At 65.4% G+C, this 17093-nt stretch carries 21 protein-coding genes; 13 read left to right on the top strand and 8 right to left on the bottom strand.

What is annotated here, in order from left to right; all coding sequences use genetic code 11:
• Positions 1–4 precede the first annotated feature (4 nt).
• From D892_RS0119675 to D892_RS0119660, 4 genes are all read left to right on the top strand, one after another.
• On the top strand, positions 5–1051 hold the full coding sequence (locus tag D892_RS0119675; RefSeq protein WP_198036939.1) for an MCE family protein: 1047 nt from the start codon (positions 5–7) through the stop codon (positions 1049–1051).
• Complete coding sequence (locus D892_RS41565; protein ID WP_024802895.1) at positions 1048–2703, top strand: MCE family protein; 1656 nt, start codon at positions 1048–1050, stop codon at positions 2701–2703. The genes D892_RS0119675 and D892_RS41565 overlap by 4 nt, the downstream gene beginning before the upstream one ends.
• On the top strand, positions 2670–3425 hold the full coding sequence (locus D892_RS0119665; protein WP_024802894.1) for a hypothetical protein: 756 nt from the start codon (positions 2670–2672) through the stop codon (positions 3423–3425). The genes D892_RS41565 and D892_RS0119665 overlap by 34 nt, the downstream gene beginning before the upstream one ends.
• Before the next feature lie 77 nt (positions 3426–3502).
• Positions 3503–3937, top strand: a complete 435-nt coding sequence (locus tag D892_RS0119660) for a hypothetical protein (protein ID WP_156959585.1) — start codon at positions 3503–3505, stop codon at positions 3935–3937.
• A 107-nt stretch (positions 3938–4044) separates the two neighbouring features.
• Here D892_RS0119660 and D892_RS0119655 read toward each other — a convergent pair whose 3' ends face one another.
• The 3 genes from D892_RS0119655 to D892_RS0119645 all read right to left on the bottom strand — a co-directional run bounded on the left by D892_RS0119655 (position 4045) and on the right by D892_RS0119645 (position 5748).
• A complete protein-coding gene (locus D892_RS0119655) occupies positions 4045–4635 on the bottom strand; it encodes a hypothetical protein (RefSeq protein ID WP_156959584.1) in 591 nt (196 codons plus the stop codon).
• Positions 4636–4828: 193 nt separating this feature from the next.
• Positions 4829–5083 carry a hypothetical protein gene (locus tag D892_RS0119650; protein ID WP_024802891.1) on the bottom strand — a complete coding sequence of 85 codons (255 nt, stop codon included), beginning with the start codon at positions 5081–5083 and terminating at the stop codon, positions 4829–4831.
• Between the two features lie 2 nt (positions 5084–5085).
• A complete protein-coding gene (locus D892_RS0119645; RefSeq protein ID WP_024802890.1) occupies positions 5086–5748 on the bottom strand; it encodes a hypothetical protein in 663 nt (220 codons plus the stop codon).
• Between the two features lie 290 nt (positions 5749–6038).
• Between D892_RS0119645 and D892_RS0119640 the strand changes: the two genes are divergently transcribed.
• The gene (locus D892_RS0119640; RefSeq protein ID WP_036567259.1) at positions 6039–6737 is read left to right on the top strand and encodes a hypothetical protein; all 699 of its coding nucleotides are present in this window, start codon (positions 6039–6041) and stop codon (positions 6735–6737) included.
• A 219-nt stretch (positions 6738–6956) separates the two neighbouring features.
• Here D892_RS0119640 and D892_RS0119635 read toward each other — a convergent pair whose 3' ends face one another.
• On the bottom strand, positions 6957–7793 hold the full coding sequence (locus D892_RS0119635) for an alpha/beta hydrolase (protein WP_024802888.1): 837 nt from the start codon (positions 7791–7793) through the stop codon (positions 6957–6959).
• A gap of 99 nt (positions 7794–7892) precedes the next feature.
• Positions 7893–8171, bottom strand: a complete 279-nt coding sequence (locus D892_RS0119630) for a hypothetical protein (protein WP_024802887.1) — start codon at positions 8169–8171, stop codon at positions 7893–7895.
• A 368-nt stretch (positions 8172–8539) separates the two neighbouring features.
• Between D892_RS0119630 and D892_RS48635 the strand changes: the two genes are divergently transcribed.
• The 3 genes from D892_RS48635 to D892_RS0119615 are packed head-to-tail and all read left to right on the top strand — an operon-like array spanning position 8540 to position 10124.
• Complete coding sequence (locus D892_RS48635) at positions 8540–8740, top strand: hypothetical protein (protein ID WP_232236122.1); 201 nt, start codon at positions 8540–8542, stop codon at positions 8738–8740.
• Positions 8737–9276, top strand: a complete 540-nt coding sequence (locus tag D892_RS0119620; protein ID WP_024802885.1) for a DUF6879 family protein — start codon at positions 8737–8739, stop codon at positions 9274–9276. The genes D892_RS48635 and D892_RS0119620 overlap by 4 nt, the downstream gene beginning before the upstream one ends.
• Positions 9273–10124, top strand: coding sequence for a helix-turn-helix transcriptional regulator (locus D892_RS0119615; RefSeq protein ID WP_024802884.1), 852 nt, complete (start codon positions 9273–9275; stop codon positions 10122–10124). Before D892_RS0119620 ends, D892_RS0119615 begins: the two co-directional genes overlap by 4 nt.
• A 27-nt stretch (positions 10125–10151) precedes the next feature.
• Here D892_RS0119615 and D892_RS0119610 read toward each other — a convergent pair whose 3' ends face one another.
• Complete coding sequence (locus D892_RS0119610) at positions 10152–11369, bottom strand: helix-turn-helix domain-containing protein (protein WP_198036938.1); 1218 nt, start codon at positions 11367–11369, stop codon at positions 10152–10154.
• Between the two features lie 519 nt (positions 11370–11888).
• Here D892_RS0119610 and D892_RS0119605 point away from each other — a divergent pair.
• The 3 genes from D892_RS0119605 (at position 11889) to D892_RS45380 (ending at position 12895) form a co-directional block, all read left to right on the top strand.
• A complete protein-coding gene (locus D892_RS0119605; protein WP_024802882.1) occupies positions 11889–12101 on the top strand; it encodes a hypothetical protein in 213 nt (70 codons plus the stop codon).
• Between the two features lie 53 nt (positions 12102–12154).
• On the top strand, positions 12155–12499 hold the full coding sequence (locus tag D892_RS46815) for a hypothetical protein (RefSeq protein ID WP_156959582.1): 345 nt from the start codon (positions 12155–12157) through the stop codon (positions 12497–12499).
• Positions 12500–12712: 213 nt separating this feature from the next.
• Positions 12713–12895: a hypothetical protein gene (locus tag D892_RS45380; RefSeq protein WP_232236121.1), complete on the top strand. Its 183-nt coding sequence runs from the start codon at positions 12713–12715 to the stop codon at positions 12893–12895.
• A gap of 47 nt (positions 12896–12942) precedes the next feature.
• Here D892_RS45380 and D892_RS0119595 read toward each other — a convergent pair whose 3' ends face one another.
• Together D892_RS0119595 and D892_RS0119585 are read right to left on the bottom strand one after the other, a co-directional pair.
• Positions 12943–13740: an alpha/beta hydrolase gene (locus D892_RS0119595; protein WP_024802881.1), complete on the bottom strand. Its 798-nt coding sequence runs from the start codon at positions 13738–13740 to the stop codon at positions 12943–12945.
• 448 nt (positions 13741–14188) lie between these two features.
• Complete coding sequence (locus D892_RS0119585) at positions 14189–14899, bottom strand: TetR/AcrR family transcriptional regulator (RefSeq protein WP_024802880.1); 711 nt, start codon at positions 14897–14899, stop codon at positions 14189–14191.
• 111 nt (positions 14900–15010) lie between these two features.
• On the opposite strand from D892_RS0119585, the gene D892_RS0119580 reads away from it, so the two are divergent.
• Positions 15011–16477, top strand: a complete 1467-nt coding sequence (locus D892_RS0119580) for an APC family permease (protein WP_198036937.1) — start codon at positions 15011–15013, stop codon at positions 16475–16477.
• Entirely contained in the window at positions 16470–17090 is a 621-nt protein-coding gene (locus D892_RS0119575) for a cysteine hydrolase family protein (RefSeq protein WP_024802878.1), read from the top strand. Before D892_RS0119580 ends, D892_RS0119575 begins: the two co-directional genes overlap by 8 nt.
• The last annotated feature ends 3 nt before the right edge of the window (positions 17091–17093 follow it).

The raw sequence follows: 17093 nt of genomic DNA, 5'->3' as shown, positions 1-17093 counted from the left end.
AACCTTGCGCCGTCCAGCGGCAGTACTGTTCGCAATCACCTTGTGCGCCACGGTATCCGGATGCCAATGGACCGGACTGAACTCGCTGCCGCTGCCCGGGACCAAGGGCCACGGGCCGGGCAGCTACCAGGTGTCCATCGAGATGCCGGACGTCACCACCATCACCCCGAACTCACCGGTGCTGGTCGACGACGTCGAGGTCGGCTCCATCACCGCCATCGGCACCGAGAACTGGCACGCCCGGGTCACCGTGACGCTGAACCGCGAGACCGTCCTGCCCGCCAACGCCACGGCCAAGATCGGGCAGACCAGCCTGCTGGGCACCGCCCACGTCGAACTCGCCGCACCCGCCGAGCCGCGCGGCACGCTCACCGACGGCGGCGTGATCCCGCTGGACCGCGCCGGCGACTACCCCACCACCGAACAGACCCTCTCCGCGCTGTCCATGGTCTTGAACGGGGGCGGGCTGGGACACCTGCAAACCATCGTCACCGAGGCGAACAAAGCCATTGCCGGACATCAGGATTCGGCAGGCGCCGTCATCGACCGGATGAACACGCTGCTCGGCGAGCTGGATACCCAGCGCGACGAAATCACCGCCACCCTGGGCAATCTCGACCGGTTCGCCGCACACCTGGCCGGTGACAACGACGCCCTCGGCCGCGCCGTCTCGGCCGTGGATCCCGCTCTAGGCGTCCTCGACCGGCAGCGTGCCGATCTCACCACTGCCTTTGCCGCGCTGACCCGATTCGGTGACGCCGGCACGACCCTCGTCGACAACGTCCACGGCGACCTGAAGCAGACCCTCGCCGGGCTCGCGCCGACCTTGCGGAAGGTCGCCGAGACCGGCGACGACCTGATCGCCAACCTCAACCAGCTCGCCACCTTCCCCTTCCCGCCAGTGTTGATCGACAACGGCGTGCGCGGCGATTATATGAACCTGTGGGCGGAGGCGGATCTCACGCTGCCGCGGCTACAGCAGGGTCTACTGTTCGGCACCCCATTCAGTACGCCACCGCCCACCGGACCGCCGCCGGGAGAAGGACGATGAAGATCTCCCGCGTCGTTCGCCTCCAGCTGACCATCTTCACCGTCGTCGCGGTCGTGTCGACCGTCTTCACGGGGATCTCCTATCTGCGGATTCCCGCCGCGCTCGATATCGGCCGGTACCGCGTGACCGTCGAATTGCCCCGCGTCGGCGGGCTGTACCGCAATGCGAATGTCACCTACGACGGGCACACCATCGGGCGCGTCACCTCGGTCGACCTCACGCCGGGCGGCGTCACCGCCACCCTGTCGCTCATCGACTCCGTGGATGTGCCCACCGACCTCACCGCGCGGGTGCGCAGCATGTCCGCGATCGGCGAACAGTACGTCGATCTGCAACCCGCCGCCGGGCACGGGCCGTACCTGCGCGACGGCGCCCGCATCACCGCCGACCGCGTCCGGGTCGCCGACCGGATCGGGCCCATCCTCGAACAGACCCGGGCGATCCTCGCCTCCCTGCCGCCCGACACCCTGCACACGGTGCTGGACGAGACCGCGCGCGGAATAGGCGGTGCCGGAACGACTCTGGCGACCCTGCTGGACTCCACCACCACGTTCGTCGACGCACTGTCCGCCAACGGCGACGCCGTCACCACGCTCGTCCAGCAGCTCACGCCGCTGCTGCGTACACAATTGGTCAGCGACTCCGAAATACGTTCCTGGGCAGCGAATCTCGCCGACCTCACCGAGCAGCTCAATGCGGCCGATCCCGCCCTGCGCGGCATACTGCAACGCGCTCCCGGCGCCGCCGACGACGCGAATCAACTGTTCCAGAACCTCGCGCCGACACTGCCTGTGCTGCTGACCAACCTCACGACCGTCGGGCAGGTGGCGCTCACCTACAACCCGGCCATCGAGGAGGTTCTGGTGCTGCTGCCGCCGATGCTCGCCGCGCAGAACACCGCAGGCAAGCGGGGTGTGCCCGAAGGGGCCGTCAATGTCATCTTCTCCGTCGAGGTGCAGGACCCCGCCGCGTGCACCACCGGATATCTCTCGGCCGATCAGCGCCGATCCCCCACCGCCACAGATACTCCCGACACTCCCACCGACCTGTACTGCAATGTCCCGCAGGACTCGCAGTTCTCGGTCCGCGGCATGCGGAATCTGCCGTGCCTGGAGAATCCGGGGGTTCGGGCAGCGACGCCCGAACAGTGCCGGTCGGGAGTCAGGCCGCCGAGCGGGGACAACGGGCCGTTCGAGGTGGGGCCGCCGGCCGCCGCCGGTCCCCCGCCCGTGTCTGCGCCGGGAACCGAGGGTGGACCCGGGACCGGGTCTCCGCTCGGAGCCGCACCTGCGGCCGGGTCCCCACCCGGGACCGGAGTCGCACCGGGGGCCGCGACCGCACTGGGGACCGCGACCCCGCCCGGAGACGGAGCCCCGCCAGAGCCCGGGGCAACTGCGGCCGCACCTGACCCCGGAGCATCCGCCCCAGGGACGGCGTCACGGCCCACCACAGCAGCGCGGCCCGGGGCAGCACCTGAGCCGAGTGCACCTCAACCCGGGGCCGCGGGCATCGCACGGTACCTCCCCGGCAGCCCGATGTACGTCGGCCCCGACGGAACTCCCTACCGCCACATCGAGATCGAACCCCAGCCCGACCGATCACCCAGTCAGGATCCGCCATGGACGTCGTTGTTGACCGCACCGATTCCCTGACCCGCGCCTCGGCCGCCACGGTGGCACCGCCGCGACGGCGCAAGGCCACCCGGCCGACCGGGCCGCCGGGTGAGTCGCCCGAGCGCTCCGACACCGGCGCTGTCGCGACGCTCACGCGACCGGCCGCCCCGGAACGGACGCCTCGCACACGCGGCAGGCCGCCCCGGATTCCACGGCCCCGGATCCCTCGGGTGAAACTGGGACGCAGGGGTTTTCACCTTCTCGCGGTGATTCTCGCCGTGGTGGCACTGGCAACGGCTGCCACGGTAACCACCCTGGCACTGCGTCAGCACCAGCGGACCGAGGCCGCGGCGAACCACGAGTCCGCCGTCGTCGACACCGCCCGCCGCGGCGTCACCGCACTGATCAACATCCGCCGCGACAGCGCCGACGCCGACTTCACCCGCCTGGCCGACCTCACCACCGCACCGTTCGCCGACGAACTGCACAGCCAGTCCGCCAACTATCTCCAGGCCATCCGCGATGCCGACGTGCTGTCCACCGGCGAGGTCGTCGCCGCCGGCCCGGCGGCCGACGACGGCAACGACATCCCGGGCAAAGGCCCCACGGACGACGGCACGACCACCGTGATCGTCGCCGCCGACGCACAGGTCACCAACACCCAGAACCGGCAGCAGGAGAAACGCTCGTACCGGTTCAGCGTGAAGATCAAGGAAGTCGACGGCATCCTGAAGATGTCGGAAGTGGAGTTCGTGCCGTGACCGACCGATCCGCACTCACCCGGCGCACCCGAAAAATCCTGCGACTCAGTCTAATTCCGCTAATATCGGCCCTGATCGTGGCATTGACAGTGGCCGCCGTCCTCCTGGTGCGCGACAACCGTCACGACGCCGCCACGGCCGCCGCCCGCCGCGACGCACCACCGGCCGCCCGCGAAACGATCGCCGCGATGCTCAGCTACGCCGCCGACACCGTCGACAAGGACCTCGCCGCCGTCCCCGGCCTCACCGGCCCCTTCCAGGACGATTACCACAACCTGGTGAACCGGACGATCGTCCCGGTAGCGAAGGAGAAGGGCGTCAGCACCAAGGCACGAGTGGTCTCCACCGGAGTCCTGTCGGCCTCCACCGACCGCGCCACACTACTGATGTACATCGACCAAGTAACGATCAGCACCGCCGCCCCGTCCCCAACCACCAGCTCCAGCCGAGTGACAGTCACGGCCGAGAAACACGACGGCCACTGGCTGGTCAGCGGCATGACCCCGCTGTAGCCCCCAAACCGGTCTGGATTCTGTTCAGCGCCTGTCGTTCTCGGCGAGCCCCCGGAGCGGGCGGCGGGCACTACAGCCTCGTAAGCCCCCGGCTCTTCGTCACCATTTCACCGATCTCGGTCGCCGTGTTTCGGCGGTCGTGCTCGTTGTCGGCCTTCGCCGATGACTCTCTGTTGGTTCCGCGGCAGGTATGCCAGGTCGATCCGTTGCGGCGGGGGGATCGGGGGCGCACCGTGGGACCGGCGGCGAGGCTGTCGGCGACGCCCCGCGACCAAGTCCACCGCGAGCGACTCGTACCGCCGACCGAAATCGGCGAGGACCGGACCGAACGGGTTGTCTTCCGGACGGCCCGGCACCTTGTCCATCAAGACCGCGACCATCGCGATGCGGCCGAGCAGTTCCCCCACCGTCACGGTCTCCGGCAGGTCGTCGTCGATCAGTGTCACGGACTCGGCCCGGTTCCCCAACTGCCAGGTCACCTCGTCATCGATCGCCCGCGCGATACACTGGCCCAGCCCGGCCGCCTGGCCGCCGAGGACACCGCTGTGCTGATTCGAGACGTTCAGCAGATCCAGGCCGTCGAAGCGGATTGTCCACATCGTCACGAACACCTGGCTCGCGTGCTCGAGCGTGGTCGCCGATTCCTCGGCGCCGTCCCACACCGCCAGCAGCCGCCTCATGCCGGGCAACAGCTCCATACTCTTGTCCTCCCCATTCCGTTCTTCGGTCCTCACGTACAGAGCCCGCTTGCACCGGGCTCGGGCGGCCAGGAGTATTCGGTCGGCCACATCGGCAAGCACGACGACGCAACGTGCACCACCGACCTCGGTGAGCGCACGAACGACCACCAGCCGCACCGGGGGATAGTTCGGGCGCCATCAGCGATCCCTCCTATCGGGTGCGGCTGGAGTCCGGCTTGATTCGCCCGGCCTCGACCAACGTCTGCCACGCGGCTCGTTTCCGTGGGCAGTCCTTCACGTCGCAGTCCCGGTGCTGCTGCAGGATCCGATGGGAGTCATCGACCGCGAGCGGCTGGTCCGGGGCCTCGTGAGTCCAGCCGACCGCCTGCTGTTCCCGCTCGATCCGCTCCCGGATCTCCCGCACACTGTTCTCGTCCGCGCGGTTGCGCCACCAGTCGAAACCCACCGCTACCCACCGGCCCCGGACAACGGGCGCACGGCAGCCAGGCCGGAACGAGCATCGGCGGCCAGTCCATCGAGCAACGCCAGCAACGTCGACAAGTCCGGCCCGGCTAGCGGCGGCGGGTCCGACGACCGCGGCGGGAACCGGACTCCCCGCGCAGCGGCACGTTCACGCGGCGTTTCGGCCGGAGGCACGATCTTCCCGGCCCGGACCAGACACGTGTACGCACTCGCCTTCCGCGCGCAATCGAGAGCGCGACAACCGATGTGCTGCCGCATGATTCGCCGCGCTTCGTCGACTGTGAGCGGGTGGCCGGGGTGCGCATGCTCACGGCCGGCAACCTCTTGCTGTTCCGCTGTCCACGTGACCGGCGGGCACACCGTCTCCAGGTCGAACATCTCGCACACCCGCGAGGGCATGTTGTCGACAGTGGCCAGGTCGTAGACGACCACCGCAACGACGGCCAGCCCAGCCGCCAGACCGAGCGCGTACCCGACCGGATCCGGATGGTCGGCCGGCGGCCGCACCGTGTACAGGACCACGTACCCCAGTTTCGCTGTGTGCCTTTGGGTTTCTACCGCGTGCCGCGGTGCTTCGAGCCCCGACACATCCGGGCGTACGAGGCAGACCGCTGTCGGCTTGTCGTGCAGCTGCTCACCGGAATCCATGTCATCCCCTCCACTGCTCGTTTATCGGTGTGGGAGCACTCGCCGCCGGGGAGTGTGATGCCTTCGACCGGAAGGTGCCTGTTGGGTCGGTCGGCGACATCGTTCGGGGCCGATCTTCGACCCGGCGGCGAGGCCACCCCCAGCGTCCACCGAATGGCCTGGTCGCGGCGACGACAACGGAGGCGTCAATCCGTCCACATTGGGGGCGACATTTCGGCGTCCAAAAGCTACGGTGTGAAGGTATGGGGACACCGAACACGGCTCTTCGCGCAGCACGGAGTGCACGCCTCATGTCGCAGGACGACTTGGCGCGCGCACTCCGCGACGTCGGATGCGCCAGCGCCACGAAACGCCTCGTACAGCGCTGGGAGTCCGGCTACACGACCAACCCGCGGCCATCGCACGCGAGGGCACTGGAGAAGGTCATGGGCTTGCCGATCGAATCGCTCGGTTTCGGAACCGTGATGGCCGGGCGGAGCCTGTCCGGCGGCAACGACGCGGGCCACGAAGTCAGCTCGGACATCGGCGCCGTACCGCACGAGCGCCACCCCGGCTCGGGCCTGCCTCCACAGCATTCGGGCACATACTCGGGGATCTGGTTGTCCAGGTACGAGTTCTACTCGTCAGGCCGCAAGCAGACGTTCACCGCGAGCCACTACGTCGTGGTCTTGCAGCACGACGACCGCCTGACGGTGCGGAGCCTGCCGGGCTCCGCGAAGTCGTCACTCGAACTGGACCTCACGGTGGACGGGCATGTGGCAACCGGAGTGTGGAACGAGCGGACCGCGCCACAGGGCTACTACCGGGGTGCTCGCTACCACGGCGCGATCCAACTGCTGATCGAACTCACCGGTACCCGAATGGCGGGCAAATGGGTGGGCTTCGGTAAGAACTTCGAAGTCAACGTCGGCCCGTGGGAGCTGATCCTCCAGGACCGCTCTACTTCGAAGGCCACGATCGAAGGATTCGACCGCCCCGTCGACAAGTAAACGCGAGACACGCTCAGTCGCAATACGTCTCGGCGCGACCTTCCAGATCGCCCTCCCGGTACGCGATCGGTACCCAGAGGGACTGCCGACCGTGGGGCACACCCACGCGCGTGCGGCAGACCGGGCACCGTACTGGACACGTGCAGCTCGCCGGGAGTAGCTGTGGTTCAGCAACAGCGGCGTGGCATCCGGCCGACAGTGCGGCAACTGCGCGAGCTTCTACTGCCGTAGCGTCGATCCCGTTGTCAGCCAACGGGAAACGATTCCGATCACCTCGGCCTGATATTCCTGGCTCTTCGGGTTCAGATACTGCGGATCGTCATGCACCGCGAAACCGTGCTGCGAGCCCTCGATCTCGACCAACTCCACCGGCGCGATGAATTTTGTGATGGCGTCGCGCGTGCCCTCGATCGGCACCAGGGTGTCGGCGTCGCCGTGAACGATCAGGGTGGGGACCGTGATCTCGCCGAGCACGTCGTTCGGCTCGAGCCAGAACACTTCGTTCAGAAACGGCCGTCCGTGCTTCAGTCTCGGCGTAAACTGCACGGCGCCAGTCTCATTCAGCTCTTTGGCCCGTTCGTCGCTGAGGGCGTCGTCTGTCCAGTAGCCCCGGCTGTCGATGGTGCGCCGCTTGTAGTCGAACTGCGGATTGAGCAACACCAACCGGCTCAGGTGTTCCGGCCGCTTGGCCGCGTAGTAGGCGCAGATCCCGCCGCCGAAACTGGCACCGAGCAGGCTGACCTCCGTCGCGTCGGCCACCTCGCGCACATGGGCCAGGTTCACGCGAATGTCGTTGAGGATGGTCGCAAGGGTCAAGTCTTCTTGTCGCCCTTCGCTATCCCCATGGCCGCGGAGGTCGAACCGCAGCGACGTCACCCCTGCCTCGGCAAGGCCGGCGGCGAGGCGAGTGAAGAAGCCACCCTCTTCCCGGGTGACACCGCCGCCGTGCACCAGCACGACAGCGCGCGGCGTGGGTTGGTCCGGGGTGACGAGAGTGGCCTCCAGTTGCAGACCGTCGAGACTACGGACGTGGGTGATGGTGCTGTTCGAGGGCACCCGGCCAGTCAACCAAAAGCCCAGTAGCCCGCGGCCTGCGGGTGATCACGCTCAGAATCGCCAGGCGCCCGAGGGGAAATACCGTGAACGGTTAGCGGTTCACTCGCACAGGGCATCGGCCGGGGTTACGGCGCCCCAACGCCGGAGTCCGGTTGCCCCGGCAGCGAACTCGTCGATGCTGCCCAGCACCCGGCCTTCGACCAGGTCGACGCCGAACGCGTCAGCGGATGCATCGGTGACGGCAGCGATCATCGCTCTGGCGGTCTGGGTGATGGACTTCTTGTCATCGACCGGCGTCCATCGTTCTACCGCCGGCACTTCGATCAGCCACCGGCTGCCGCAGCAGTGGACCCGGACGAGATACTGGCTCAGCGACATTCGCTCCCCTCGCTCTCGTTATGAGGGCAGCCCGGCACCGGGGAAGAAGCAAGCCGATAATGCTGTCCCGAGCGGGCTTTCACCTGGTGCCGAGCGCCTGTGCATCGACGCTAGGACGGCAGCCGAGCGAACGGCCATGCTTCTGCTCGGATTTGCTTCGGGCACGCCCGATCCGTTGACCAGCGGCAACGAGACCAGCCACGATGTTGATGTTCGAGCGAAACCGTGCATCACGAGATCAAGGGACGGTCGCCATGCGCATACGATGCCTCGGTGTTGGTAGTCAGAATGGAACGTGCCCAACGCTTTTCGCGTCCGATCGGGAAACGTACGTCATCCAGGGGTGGCGCACGGAGCCGGACGACGCGATGATCGAGATCCCGCACATGCTGCTGGGCTTCCTGGAGACCGGCACGTGCCTGGGCACGCCGCTCACGGATACCGGGCGTGGCACGTTCACGCTGAGCGGCACCCCCGTGACGGACCCGGAAGCCTTGCAGCAGATGGAGTTGCCCGCTCACGAGACAGCCATCGAAGTCGTGAAGGGAAAGGAAATCCGGCCCGTATGAAACTGATCCAGGGCGAAGAATTTGTCGGCCTCTTCCGCACCGGTGAGTGGGAGCGGGCCTTCCATTTGGAAACCCAGGACGAGTATCTCGTTGCCGACGAGCACGAGCCCTTCCGCAAGTTCCTGGCCGGAGAGCCCGACGACTACGAATGGTGCCGTTCCTGGGATGACCTGATCCGGGACGTCACTGCTCGGGGCAAACAGGTGCACCGGGTGCGGCTGGTCAGCATCCCGCACGTGGACTACACCCGGTTCGGCCTCACCATCGCCCCGCTGAACATCGAGGCGGGCGAACAGATCAAGTGGCTCCCGCGGCCCCTCATCGACCCGAGCCGGCTGACCAGTGATGACTACTGGTTGTTCGATGACCACCTGGTCGTCTTCGTCACCTTCGAAGACGATGGTGACTTCGGCGGGTTCGCCGTCACCGAAGACCCAGTGATCGCGGCTCACCTGGTGGCCGTTCGTGACACGGTGTGGGGCCTCGGCATCCCGCACGCTGACTATGTGGGAAGCGACTACGCTGCTGCCAAGTGACCAGCTCCAGCGTTCGTGATGCCCGAGAGGCGTTAGGCGGTCGTCTGCGCGACATCCGCAAAGACGCGGGCCTCTCTGGCGTCCAGCTGGCCGAGCTGGCGGGGTGGCACTCCTCGAAGGTCTCGAAGATCGAAAGCGGCAAACAGACGCCGGCCGAAACCGACATTCGCATCTGGTGCCGCCACTGCAAGGCCGGACAGCAGCTACCTGACCTGATCGCCACCCTCCGCAACGTCGAAGCCGCCTACGTCGAGTGGAAACGCATCGCCGGTATCCGGCGCAAACAGCAACAACTGCACACTCTGGAAGAGGGCACGCGGCTGACGCGCTGGTTCGAACCGGTCATCATGCCGGGCCTGCTCCAAACCCCGGACTACATGCGCGCCATGCTCACCAAGGTCGCCGCCTTCTACGGTCACGACGAACCGGTCGACCAGGGCATCATCGCGCGGCTGGAACGGCAACAAGTGCTTCGGCACGGCAACCATCGCTTCAATTTCGTTCTGGCCGAACAAGTCCTGTACACCACGGTCGGTTCCGACGAGGTGATGATCGGCCAACTCGACCATCTGCTCAGCATGATGAGGCTGCCGAATGTCGTCGTGAGCGTCATCCCGCAGATGTCGGATTACCATGTTCCCACCACCAATTTCGTCATCTTCGACCGCAAGGTTGCCAGCGTCGAAACGATCTCGGCCGAGCTGACCATCACGCAACCGCGAGAACTGGTGCTGTACGAACAGGTGTTCCAGACGCTCTTGGATCAAGCGGTGGTCGGCGAGACAGCGCGGGTATTGATCGGCAAGGCGATGCGACAGCGACAGCCACGGCCTACGGGCGGACCGTGACCGTCGCTCTTGACGGCTCCGAGCGCGTCAGCGGCTGGCCACCAGCCCCAAGAATTCCCGCACTTCGGGGACGCGTGCATGGGGTCGAACCGTATCCGCGAGGACACCCAGCCGTTGCTGCAACCGGGCCGAGTCCCGGTCGGAAATCGCGGCAAAGTTCTCGGTCAGGAGTGCACATGCTTGGCCGACCTCACCGCTGTGCACGAGATTGTGCGCTTGGTGCAATTGCCACGAGGCTCGTTCCCGGGGCCAGACTGCCGAATGCTCGGCGGCTCGGCCCAAATGGGTTACGGCAGCTGGATAATCACCGAACCACATGTGCGCTTTACCGATGATGCCGCTTATTTCAGCCTCCGGCAGGTATACCCAGTCGGGGTCATGCCCCCGCGCCGATTCGTACGCGCGATACGCCCGGCTGATCGCCTTGGCCATCTCTGTTTTGTCGCCCCGAGCACCCTGGGCTTCCGCTTCGCGGAGTGCCATCAATGCGCGGAGCTTCGGCCCGCCTTTAGGAAGTGCCGCCCGTGACGCCGCTTGGGCATACTGCACCCCCATCTGATCGCTTGCGGAACTGTCTCGGCCCCACACCCGGTTGACCATGTATCCACTGGCGTTACCGAGTGCGTGGGCTGCTGCGAAGCCATCATCGGCGGCGCTGGCCGCTTGAGCCGCATCAGCGTAGTAGCGGCGCGCCTTCTCCTGTCGGCCCGCGTCATAATGCACCCAGCCGGCCGCGGTCATCATCTCGGCTGCGGCGCTGGTGAGCTGGCGTCCGGTGTCTTCGCTGTAGCTAGCGGTGTCGAGCAGCTGTTGAACGTAGTGGACATATCCGGCCGCCAATCTGCACAGCCGGTCGCCCCCGACGACCAGGTCCAGCTCATGCACCTGATTCACCGTGGCATTGATCTCGGCGACATCGCCGGCTCCGACCCGGATCGTGCCGGTGGCCCCTTCGGCCTGCTGGATTGCGGCGGCTGTCATGGCGGTTCCGGCGCCGAGGGTGCTGGCTCGTAGGAAATTGCGACGATTCACGTCCGCCTCCTCGTCTGACTCCACTACCAGTATGGCAAGGGGTACACGGAGTGCTTTGGCCACACGGCGCAATACCCGCACATCGTGCACGGCGGCGCTGTCGTGTTCCAGCTGTGAGATCACCGGCTGGGTGTAGCCGAGGATGGCCCCGAGTTCGGCCTGCGTCATACCGAGCGACTTACGAACCCGGCGAATGACCTCGCCGGTTGTCATATGCATGCTGCTGCCCCGTTTCCTGACGAACGTACATCTGCAAGATCGACCTAAACGCTCGGGACGCGTTGCCGGGCAAGGATTTACCCTCAAACGGCACTGTATACGGTTTTCCGGATGTTTCAGGGGTTTCGTTTATTTGCGCCGTTCAACGGCCTGAAACCCGGCCTACGGTCGGGACCGCACCCGGCACCGGGACGACACCTTCCATCCCCCGACAGGCGCGCCGGTTGCCGGAGAGGCAGGTGAGCCGGTTGGGGAAAGCCCTTGGTGCCGGGTGCGTCTTCGACATTCCGCCACGAAAACGAGGTCCCGATCATGCACACCCTGGCCATGCACCAGACGGTCGCCCTGATCGAACAGCAAGCGGGAGTACCGCCGGGCGGCGAAGCAGCTCAGCGATGCCGCGCCGGCGGAAAGCGAGCTGCGGCGGGCAACCGCCGACCTGGGGGTAACCCAGGAACACCGGCCGCTGAAATTGCAGCGGGCCAAAGGGTTCCGCCAGGGATGTGATGCACTATGCGGCCTCTCCATCCCCCGCTACCTACCGGGCGCAGGCGGCACATCCACATCGAGTCCGGGGCGCTCGAGCTGGACTTCCAGGCCAGCGCCGAACAGGCCGAGAACGTGGCCGATGAACTGGCGCAAGGTTTTCCGGAGTTCGTTGTCACGGTCGATGACGAGGTGCACCCGGATCTGCCGCCGTTGCCGTGCGCGAAGTTATGGGACTGAGCAGCAAGTCTTTCACATTCACCTTTTCCTCCTACCGAAAGGTCACCTCCTCCATGCCCGATGACCGCCTGGCCACGTCATCCGACCGACCCACCTACACCATCTATTACGGCTCCAGCCCGGACCATCCGCTCGCCTTCACGGTGCCGCCGGTGGAAGCCACGCCCGATCAGCCGCTACCGGAGTGCGGACCGTTCCTTCGGGTCTGCGGCGGAGCGGAAGAACCGACCACGGTGATGCTGCGTGCGGCACGGGAGTTGGCGGGGATATGGCGGCATGTCTTCGAGCAGCGGCCAATGGGTGTCGTGGCTTATCTGGAAATACGTCCTGTACGCGCTCCGGCAGCACGACTCGAAGCACGGCGAGCGGGACGTAGCCGAACTGAGCTGGTGCATTGAGTCGTTCGATGAACTGGTGACGGCGGTACGGGCGGGACGGCTGCGGCTGCCACCGGAACAGGGCCCGGACGGGGATGGGACGGAGTTTCCACCACGGCGAGTGTGGCCTGAGGGCGGGAGTTCGGCATCGGGCAACTCCGGCAAGCACGGCCAACGCTAAGCCCTGACGCGGCGCCGCAGCCGCGCCACCCTACAACCAGGAAACCAATTCCATTGACTATCAATAGCTTTGTTCAAGCAGACGGCCCGCTGGCCGAATTCATGTGCCAGGTACGGCTACTCGAACTGACCGAGGCGCGAGCCCGCGAACTGCGGTTCGCTCACCGAGACCACCCCCCAGACGAGTGCCTCGTCCACCTGGCGGTGGCGGTGTTCCTGCTCGAACGGCAACCGTAGGGGCCAGCTCCACCCCTTTCGGCAGACAGCAACAGGCATACGGTCGGTCAGGTTCCTGACACGACAGGCGATTGCTCGACCAGCCAATCGACTGTCACCGTGATTGCCTCGTCTTCCCGCTCGCGAGAGTCGAAACCGTGATCGGAACCGACAACAGTGTGCAAACGCGTGCCCGGCCGTTTCCGTGCTGCCTCGGCAGCGATGGGATACGAGACCGCAGCGTCCTGGTCACCGTGCACGATCAACGTCGGTACGTGGCTGGCGAGAAACGCACCCAAGGGGTTGTACACACCAAACTCGTCGAACAACACCTGCCCCAAATCGAATTCGCCATCTACCGAAAGAAAACCCTTGCTCTGCAACAGGTTCTTCCGTGAATGGCCGAAATTATCGACACCCCAAGGCAACTCGGGCTCCAGAAATGTGTGCCTCAAGTCGAACACCGGGTTCCACAGCACCAGACTGTGCAGCCCTTCCTCCAACCACGGCAACGACAGCGCCGTGGATACGGCGCCGAAACTGGCCGCAACGATCGACAACGGACCCACGCACCGCTCGTGCATCAACTCGACAGCAGCATGCAGATCCAGACGCTCTCCAGCGATCGTCACCCCGCGCTCGGTGCCGCCGCTGTTGCCATGTCCACGGAAAGAGAACCGCACTACATCGAAACTCAGTCCGGCAAGTCGGTCGGCCAGCCGAACGAACATCCCGCCACCCTCATCTAGGTCGACGGTAATGCCGTGCACCAACAACACCGACCCCCGCACCGTCGGCGCAGCCGCCCGGTGAACGACGGCATCCAGCGCGACACCATCCACGGACACCAACTCGACTGGCTCCACCCGTCCGGCTCCGTTCATTCGGTCTCAAACAGTCGACGACAGCGCAACCCAACTCCAGTCTGGTACGCACCGCGGACCTGGATGCGGGTAATCCGTTCGACTCCCCGGAGTTCAAGGCCGCGATGGCCGAGCATCGGAGCGCTGCGAAACCTGCGGTGGCGCAATCGAAGTTCAGTCGGTGCAGCGTTGCTTCGGCGGTCGGGTGATGACCGCGCGTTCGTGCCCCACGGCGTCGGTGCGGTCGAGTCCGCTCCAGTGCGATCCGACGGATGCCACTGCCCCAGCGCTTGGATCCTGCTCGAACGAGAAACGACAAGTCCTCGAGCAGCCGATCCCCGTGTCGGCGGCTCAGAATGCGTTGTTTCACAACCGATCTGCACCGAGAACTGAGATTCTGTCGATCAAACTTGACATGGCGCGGCTGGAAAGGCCACCCCCTGCGGGGTGGCTACTCGAGACCTTGACTCCCTGCCTGGGGGGCGGTGGCAGTGATGCGTGCGTCAATGTTTTCCAGTAGGTGGTTCGCCCGGTCGATGACGCGGTCCAAGTCGGTAGTCCATCCGGCTAGGCGCAGGCATGCCACGGCTAGGTGGCGCGGACTATCCGGTGTGAGTGTGCCGTCGGCCCGGATGGTGGCGACGGATTCGACTAGTCGAAATGTGTGATCGTCGACGGGTCCGCTTTTTGTGTCGTCTGCGACCTCGGCAGCGAAGTCGACATGGAATTGCCTCAGCGCGCGGCGCATGTTCAGTGCCGAGTCGAAGACCGCCGAATGGGCTTCGGGTAAGAAGAACAGCACGCCGAGGTTCCACTTCCAGGTGGCCAGCACCTGGGAGTCGTAGAGCGACAGAGCGTACAGACGCGCTGCGCGGTCGACCGCGTCGGCCGCGGGGTACGTAGACAGCGCGCGGGCGGCGTCGAGCGCAGGCCGGACGAGTGCCTCCAGCAGTGTGCCGAGAAGGTCGTCTTTCGATGCGAAATGATGGTAGAGCACATTCTGGCGCACCCCGACGGCGTCGGCGATCTGTCGGGTGCTGGTCGCCCCGAAACCCTGGGTCGTAATCAACTCTGCTGCCGCGTCGAGGATCTCACTACGCGTGTTACCGCCTGCGCGTGTCGGGATGCTCGCGCGGGGGCGCCCTCGACCTCGTGTCTCCACAGGTTCATGGTGTCATAAGGCAGTTCAGGGTCATCTGATGGTTACCTCGCCTCATGCGTTCGTAACGCAGACGACATGGCCGCGTCGCGACAAGCCTTGAATATAGGTCGGGTGATCAATAAAAGTCATAGTGCGATCGCTGGAACGTCAGTGCCTCATACTGGTCGCGATGGGCCCGGCGCCGTCAGCGACGACCTCCGCGACTTCAGTTTGAGTTCTGTTTTCGGAATCGCTTTCGCGTTCATCTCGCCGATCATTGCGCTGTACACGATCTTCGATATCGCGTTGGGTATCGCAGGGCCTTCGTTCTGGTGGGCGTTTGTGGTTGTCCTCGGTGGTCAACTGCTCGTGGCTGTGGTCTTCGGTGAGTTGTCGAGCCGGTGGCCAGAAGAGGGTGGCGTTTACGCCTGGTCGAAAAGATTGGTGGGCGAGAGCTACGGGTGGCTGACCGGGTGGGTCTATATCTGGACGCTCATCACACTCAATGCCGCCGCTGCATTCGCCGCCAGTACTTTTGCCGCCGCGGTGTTCGGGTTGGACAACCCCGGAACCGGGATGCGGCTGGCTTTCGCGGTGGGATTCATGATCATCGCTACTCTGGTGAACAGTCTCGACCGGCGCCTGCTCAGGGTGTTCGTCGCGCTGTCGATTGCGTGCGAGGTGATAGGCAGCCTCTTTGTCGGGACGGTTCTGCTCGCCTTCCACCGACACAACAGCCTCTCGGTCCTGTGGTCCGGATTCGACGATGGCGGAATGGCTTTCACCGTCGGACCGTTTCTCGCCGCGGTTGCGGTAGTCGGATGGGCGTTCATCGGTTTCGAAAGCGCGGGCGACCTTGCCGCCGAGGTGAAGAACCCCGGGCGCAACGTACCGCTGGCACAGATCGCTTCGCTGGTCTTGGTCGCAGCAACCGTGATGTACGCCGGGTTGGCTTTGATCCTGGCGGTCCCCGATCTCGAGGCCGTGGCGGCCGGATCGATCGATGATTCGGTCGTGGAGACGTTGTCGTCCAATCTGGGTGGCGCGGTCGTCGTGCCGATGTCGGTGGTCGTATCGATCGGGTTCGCTGCCGGGATCGCCGCGGTGAGCACTGCTCTGTCGCGCATCGTGCACGCGATGGCCGTCCAGCGATCGCTGCCGGGTTCAGCGGCACTGACGCGTTTGTCCGGCCGAGATCGATTGCCGCGCAACGCTTTGACCTCGACTTCGGTGGCAACGTGCAGCCTGCTGATTCTCGCTGTCGGATTCGGCTTCTACGATGTGATGATCGCTATGTCCACAGGCGGCTTCTACATCGCCTTCTTCCTTCCTGTGGCCGCAATGCTGTTCACCCGCGTCCGTGGAATGTGGACCCCTGGAGTATTCACACTGGGCAAACTCGGCGGCCTGATTGTCAACGCGGCCGCCACGCTATGGCTGCTTCTGCAGATCATCAACATCTCATGGCCGCGCGACGTCGGCGCCAACTGGTACGTCGAGTGGGGATGCCTGCTGATGTACCTGCTCACCGGCGTTCTCGGCGCCACTGTGTTCCTTCGCTACCGTCGAACAAGTCAAAGGATCAGTACCGATGCGTGAACTACCTGCCCCTGCGACGTCCGACGTCGTCCTCATCTGCATCGATGTGCAGCGCGACTTCGCCCCGACCACCGATAACGGACTCGACGCACCAGAGATCTCTGCGATCCGCAGCCTTGTACACAGCGCTCGTCGTGCCTCGATCCCGGTCATCTTCATCCGCGAAGTTCATCACCCCACGCTCACCGACCTCGGTCGGGAGGTCGACAGTGTAGAGGATCTGCATTGCATCGAGGGCACTCCCGGGGCGGGGTTCATCGACGACTTCGGGCCCCGGCCGGACGAGTACGAAGTACGCAAGCGGCGCTACTCGGCCTTCTTCAACACCGATCTCGACACGATCCTGCGTGGATACAAAGCCAGCACCGTCATCCTCTCGGGAGGCCTGACCGATGTGTGTGTGCACTACACCGCCGTTGACGCCCACCAGAACGACTACCACTTCCGAGTTGTGGCCGACGCGGTCTACGGATCGTCGGAGCCAGCGCATCACTCCGCGCTGAACGCCATGAGCTATTTGCAACGTGACTCGGTCATCACTCTCGCCGCCGCAACGGAACTGCTCGATGGCAGGGTACGAGGCGGCCGCCGGTCAACGGCCGCGGCTCAGTGACGG

This window comes from Nocardia sp. BMG51109 (assembly GCF_000526215.1).
Lineage (GTDB): Bacteria > Actinomycetota > Actinomycetes > Mycobacteriales > Mycobacteriaceae > Nocardia.
This window is presented reverse-complemented; position numbering and strand designations above follow the sequence as displayed.

What these genes read in the sequence shown, in the direction of transcription:
- D892_RS41565 (WP_024802895.1), top strand. Translation starts at nt 1,048, where the DNA reads ATGAAGATCTCCCGCGTCGTTCGCCTCCAGCTGACCATCTTCACCGTC.
- D892_RS0119665 (WP_024802894.1), top strand. Translation starts at nt 2,670, where the DNA reads ATGGACGTCGTTGTTGACCGCACCGATTCCCTGACCCGCGCCTCGGCC.
- D892_RS0119655 (WP_156959584.1), bottom strand. Translation starts at nt 4,635, where the DNA reads ATGGAGCTGTTGCCCGGCATGAGGCGGCTGCTGGCGGTGTGGGACGGC.
- D892_RS0119645 (WP_024802890.1), bottom strand. Translation starts at nt 5,748, where the DNA reads ATGGATTCCGGTGAGCAGCTGCACGACAAGCCGACAGCGGTCTGCCTC.
- D892_RS0119640 (WP_036567259.1), top strand. Translation starts at nt 6,039, where the DNA reads ATGTCGCAGGACGACTTGGCGCGCGCACTCCGCGACGTCGGATGCGCC.
- D892_RS0119630 (WP_024802887.1), bottom strand. Translation starts at nt 8,171, where the DNA reads ATGTCGCTGAGCCAGTATCTCGTCCGGGTCCACTGCTGCGGCAGCCGG.
- D892_RS48635 (WP_232236122.1), top strand. Translation starts at nt 8,540, where the DNA reads ATGATCGAGATCCCGCACATGCTGCTGGGCTTCCTGGAGACCGGCACG.
- D892_RS0119620 (WP_024802885.1), top strand. Translation starts at nt 8,737, where the DNA reads ATGAAACTGATCCAGGGCGAAGAATTTGTCGGCCTCTTCCGCACCGGT.
- D892_RS0119610 (WP_198036938.1), bottom strand. Translation starts at nt 11,369, where the DNA reads ATGACAACCGGCGAGGTCATTCGCCGGGTTCGTAAGTCGCTCGGTATG.
- D892_RS0119605 (WP_024802882.1), top strand. Translation starts at nt 11,889, where the DNA reads ATGCGGCCTCTCCATCCCCCGCTACCTACCGGGCGCAGGCGGCACATC.
- D892_RS46815 (WP_156959582.1), top strand. Translation starts at nt 12,155, where the DNA reads ATGCCCGATGACCGCCTGGCCACGTCATCCGACCGACCCACCTACACC.
- D892_RS0119575 (WP_024802878.1), top strand. Translation starts at nt 16,470, where the DNA reads ATGCGTGAACTACCTGCCCCTGCGACGTCCGACGTCGTCCTCATCTGC.